6 protein-coding genes are annotated in these 3,839 nt (G+C 67.1%); 2 read left to right on the forward strand and 4 right to left on the reverse strand.

The genetic code is table 11. The features are described 5' to 3' along the window. Positions 1 to 289: S1 RNA-binding domain-containing protein (locus B4L26_RS02370; protein WP_290715385.1), on the reverse strand; the 289-nt coding region annotated here is incomplete at its 3' end. A 184-nt stretch (positions 290 to 473) separates the two neighbouring features. Here B4L26_RS02370 and B4L26_RS02375 point away from each other — a divergent pair. Then, positions 474 to 1,010 carry a 2'-5' RNA ligase family protein gene (locus B4L26_RS02375; RefSeq protein ID WP_290715387.1) on the forward strand — a complete coding sequence of 179 codons (537 nt, stop codon included), beginning with the start codon at positions 474 to 476 and terminating at the stop codon, positions 1,008 to 1,010. A 3-nt stretch (positions 1,011 to 1,013) separates the two neighbouring features. Continuing rightward, positions 1,014 to 1,859, forward strand: coding sequence for a class I SAM-dependent methyltransferase (locus B4L26_RS02380; protein WP_290715390.1), 846 nt, complete (start codon positions 1,014 to 1,016; stop codon positions 1,857 to 1,859). Between the two features lie 39 nt (positions 1,860 to 1,898). On the opposite strand, the gene B4L26_RS02385 is transcribed toward B4L26_RS02380, so the two are convergent. The 3 genes from B4L26_RS02385 to B4L26_RS02395 form a co-directional block, all read right to left on the reverse strand. Further along, positions 1,899 to 2,978 (reverse strand): isocitrate/isopropylmalate dehydrogenase family protein, encoded by a 1,080-nt coding sequence (locus tag B4L26_RS02385; protein WP_290715392.1) that lies wholly within the window; start codon positions 2,976 to 2,978, stop codon positions 1,899 to 1,901. Beyond that, complete coding sequence (locus tag B4L26_RS02390) at positions 2,975 to 3,223, reverse strand: DUF4287 domain-containing protein (protein WP_290715394.1); 249 nt, start codon at positions 3,221 to 3,223, stop codon at positions 2,975 to 2,977. The genes B4L26_RS02385 and B4L26_RS02390 overlap by 4 nt, the downstream gene beginning before the upstream one ends. Positions 3,224 to 3,315: 92 nt before the next feature. Then, the coding region (locus B4L26_RS02395) for an HNH endonuclease signature motif containing protein (RefSeq protein ID WP_290715397.1) at positions 3,316 to 3,839 on the reverse strand (524 nt) is incomplete at its 5' end.

Below are 3,839 nucleotides of genomic sequence, written 5' to 3' on the forward strand. Positions count from 1 at the left end.
CCTTGTCCTCCTTGGTGAGGACCAGCGCCTCGACCTCATCGCCGACGTTGACGACCTCGCTGGGGTCGACGTCGTGCTTGATGGAGAGTTCGCGGGACGGAATGACGCCTTCGGTCTTGTAACCGATGTCAAGCAGAACCTCGTCGCGGTCGACCTTGACGATCGTCCCCTCAACGATGTCGCCATCGTTGAAGTACTTGATCGTGGAATCGATGGCGGCGAGAAAATCCTCGGCCGAGCCGATGTCGTTGACGGCTACTTGCGGCGAGGTGATAGTGGGGGACGACATGTGTTGGGTTGCTCCGGACAGGTATCTAGTGGGACGGTTTGTTTTTTGCGGTCATCCAGCAGAAAAGTGCTGGTCAACAATGTGAACACGACAAATCGGATTTGCCCTTGCCACACGCGCTTCCAACACTACGCCAGGGGCCCTGTCCTGCACAAATGGGCCTTCGAGCCTTTCGGAGGTCACTGTGGTGCAGTCGCTTGAACTGATCTTCGACGTCGATGGCGACGCATCCGTCATCGCCGAGGTGAACCGTCTAGCCGCGGCCGGCTTGCGCAACCCCCACCGCGACCAACGCCCGCACATCACTCTGGTCGCCGCAACGGCCATCGACCCCGCCGCGCTGAGCGCACTCACCCCGGTCGCGCAGCGGCTGCCGATCACTGTGCGCCTGGGCGCCCCGATTGTCTTCTCCCACGGCGCGGCCGGCGCGCATGGCGGGTTCGTGCTGGCGCGGTCGGTGCTCCCGTCGACCGAGTTGCTCGGCGTCCACGCGACCGTCCTGCGCCTGGCCGACGACCACCTCGACGGCGAGACCGACCACTGCCGACCCGGGCAATGGGCACCGCACGTCACATTGGCCCGACGACTGTCTGCAGAGCAACTGGCAACGGCGCTCGGGCTGGTCTCCGACGGCGAGGACCGTTCCGTCGTCGTCGCCGGGATCCGACGGTGGGACGGCGAGGCGAAGACCGAGTCCGTCCTACCTGGAAGGTCGTGCTGATCCATGGCTGATGATTCCCGACCACCAGCCGCTGACACTCCCCGGCCTCCGGCAGTCTTGGGCCCGGTCGATTCGACGACCAGTGACCGCGCCAACCGCGGCTGGTGGGACTCGGACGCCGACGCCTATCACGATGAACACGGCGGCTTCCTCGGCGTCGACCGCCCCGGCGGTGACTTCATGTGGTGCCCGGAGAACTTGCGTGAAGAGGACATCGGCCTGCTCGGCGACGTCGGCGGGAAGGTGGTCCTCGAGATCGGCTGCGGGTCAGCACCCTGTTCGCGGTGGCTCGCCGGGCAAGGCGCGCACGCCGTGGGGATCGACCTCAGCCGGGCCATGTTGGCTCACGGTGTCGCGGCCATGGCCGCCGACGAGGCGCGGGTGCCGCTCGTGCAGGCCACCGCCGAGCACCTGCCGTTTGCCGATGAGTCCTTCGACCTCGCCTGCTCGGCGTTCGGCGCGGTGCCCTTCGTCGCTGATTCCGCCGGGGTGATGGCCGAGATCGCACGAGTCCTGCGGCCGGGAGGGCGGTGGGTGTTCGCCGTCAACCACCCGATGCGCTGGATGTTCCCCGACGACCCCGGCCCGGCCGGTCTCACCGTCGCCATCCCCTACTTCAACCGGACGCCCTACGCCGAGCGCGACGCCGACGGGGAGATCACCTATGTCGAGCACCACCGCACGATGGGCGACCGTGTGCGCGAGATCCGCGGTGCCGGGTTGATCCTCGACGACGTCGTCGAACCCGAATGGCCCGAGGATTTCGAGCAGGAATGGGGCCAGTGGTCACCGCTGCGCGGCGCCTACTTCCCCGGCACCGCTATCTTCTGCTGCCACAAGCCCGACTGACCGGACCTTCTTCAGCCCAGCTGATCCTCTGAATCCTGCTCAGCCGATCCGCTCCTGGACCGCCACGCCGAACGCGGTGGTCCCAAGGTTGCCGCCGAGATCGGGTGTCGACGCCCCCGCCTGCAGCGTCTCGCCGAGCGCGCTGCGCATCAGAGCCGCCGCCCGCGAGCCGCGCTCATCGTCGAAACGCTGTGTCCACCAGTCGAACAGCATCGCGGTGGATTCGATGATGGCAACCGGATTGGCCCGGTCCTGTCCGGCGATGTCGGGGGCCGCGCCGTGGGCGGCCTGGGCCATCGCCTTGTCGGTCGACGCGTTGATCGACGCCGCGAGGCCCAGTGATCCGGCGAGCTCAGCGGCGAGGTCGGAGAGGATGTCGCCGAACAGGTTCTCCGTCACGACCACGTCGAAATCTCCTGCGCGGCGCACCAGCAGGGCTGCCATCGCATCAACGTGCTGTTCGTCGACGACGACGTCGGGATAGTCGCGCGCCACATCGAAACAGGCTTCGCGGAACAATCCGGTCGTCATGGTCAGGACGTTGGCCTTGTGGACGACGGTGACGTGTTTGCGACGACGACGGGCCTGCTCAAACGCGACTTTGGCGATCCGCTCCGACGCTGCGCGGGTGATGAGGCCGACGGCGAGCGCCACGTCCTGGGTCGGCATGAACTCGCCGGAGCCGAGTGCCATGTTGCGGTCGGCGTAGAGGCCTTCGCTGTTCTCACGGACGATGAGCACGTCGATGTCATCGGCGACGGCGGGCACGCCCGGGTACGCCCAGGCCGGACGGAGGTTGGCGAAGAGTCCGTAGCGCTTGCGGATGATCGCGCCCGGGGTGAGGCCGGAGCGGAACTCTGCAGGATAACCGGCGGAGTCGTGCGGGCCGAGGATCCAGCAGTCCAGCTCATCAAGTGCATCGATCGTCTTCTGCGGCAACGGATCTCCGTCGGCGGCGATCGCTGACTGCCCCATCGCGAGCCGCACCCATTCGACGGTGAGGCCGGCCCGTTGTGCCGCGGCCGAGGCGATCTCGACAGCCACCGGAACGATCTCCGGTCCGATGCCGTCACCATCGACGACGCCGATGCGCACCACGTCGGAGTTGGGGTTCGTCACTGCGCCAGTTTGGCCTTCACATAGCCGACGATTGCATTCGCATGACCGTGTCCGAGGCCGTGTTCGGACTTGAGCCACCCGACGACAGCCATGTGGGTGTCGGAATCCAGACGATCGGCGGCGAGATCGAGCCACTCCTGAATAGGGCGGCCGTACTTCTTCTCGATGCTGGGGAAGTACGACGCCGGGCCCTGGACCTTCTGCCCGGGTTCAATCACGGGGGCGAGGACGCGGTGGTCAGCCATGTCGCGAAACGTAGCACGACGACCGGTCACCGACCAGGAAGCCCGGCAACCGATCGCCGTCCGGGCGGCGAACCGCGCCGCCGAGCCTCCGATCAGGCTGCTGATCGGAGGGCTGTGGCGAGGGCGGCTTCTACCGGCGAGCCGCGCCGCCGGTCGGGCGAGCCCCCTCGCCGGTGGGGTCTGGTGTCGACGTCGTCGGGCCGCACCCGCAGCATCGTGGGACCGGAATTGGGCTTGTCCGCAGCAGCCGCAGCATCTCCCGACGGCTCGGTTCGGATCGGCTTCACCTGAGTCGAGTTGAACGGGTGCCCGCGCAGGAACTTTTGTGGGTGGTGCACCGGGTTGGTGCGATAGGGCCCATCAGATCCGACCAGGCGCCATCCGATGCGCCCGGTATCGGGCCCGGCGGTGATGATCGCGGTCTCCCATTGGCCCGGCTTGTCACCGACGTTGCGGTTGTCCGTGCCACAGGCACAGGTCAACTCGCCGATATCGGTGTTGCCGCCCTTGGCGAAGTCCAATGCCCCGTGATGGATCTGGGAGCGGCTGTGCGGTTCGGTGCACCCCGGTCGGGTGCATCCCAGATCCGCGGCGAACACCGCCAACCGCTGCGCCC

The organism is Gordonia sp. UBA7599, from assembly GCA_002477755.1.
GTDB lineage: Bacteria > Actinomycetota > Actinomycetes > Mycobacteriales > Mycobacteriaceae > Gordonia.

Coding starts and splice junctions, on each gene's coding strand:
- B4L26_RS02380 (WP_290715390.1), top strand. CDS start 1,014: ATGGCTGATGATTCCCGACCACCAGCCGCTGACACTCCCCGGCCTCCG.
- B4L26_RS02390 (WP_290715394.1), bottom strand. CDS start 3,223: ATGGCTGACCACCGCGTCCTCGCCCCCGTGATTGAACCCGGGCAGAAG.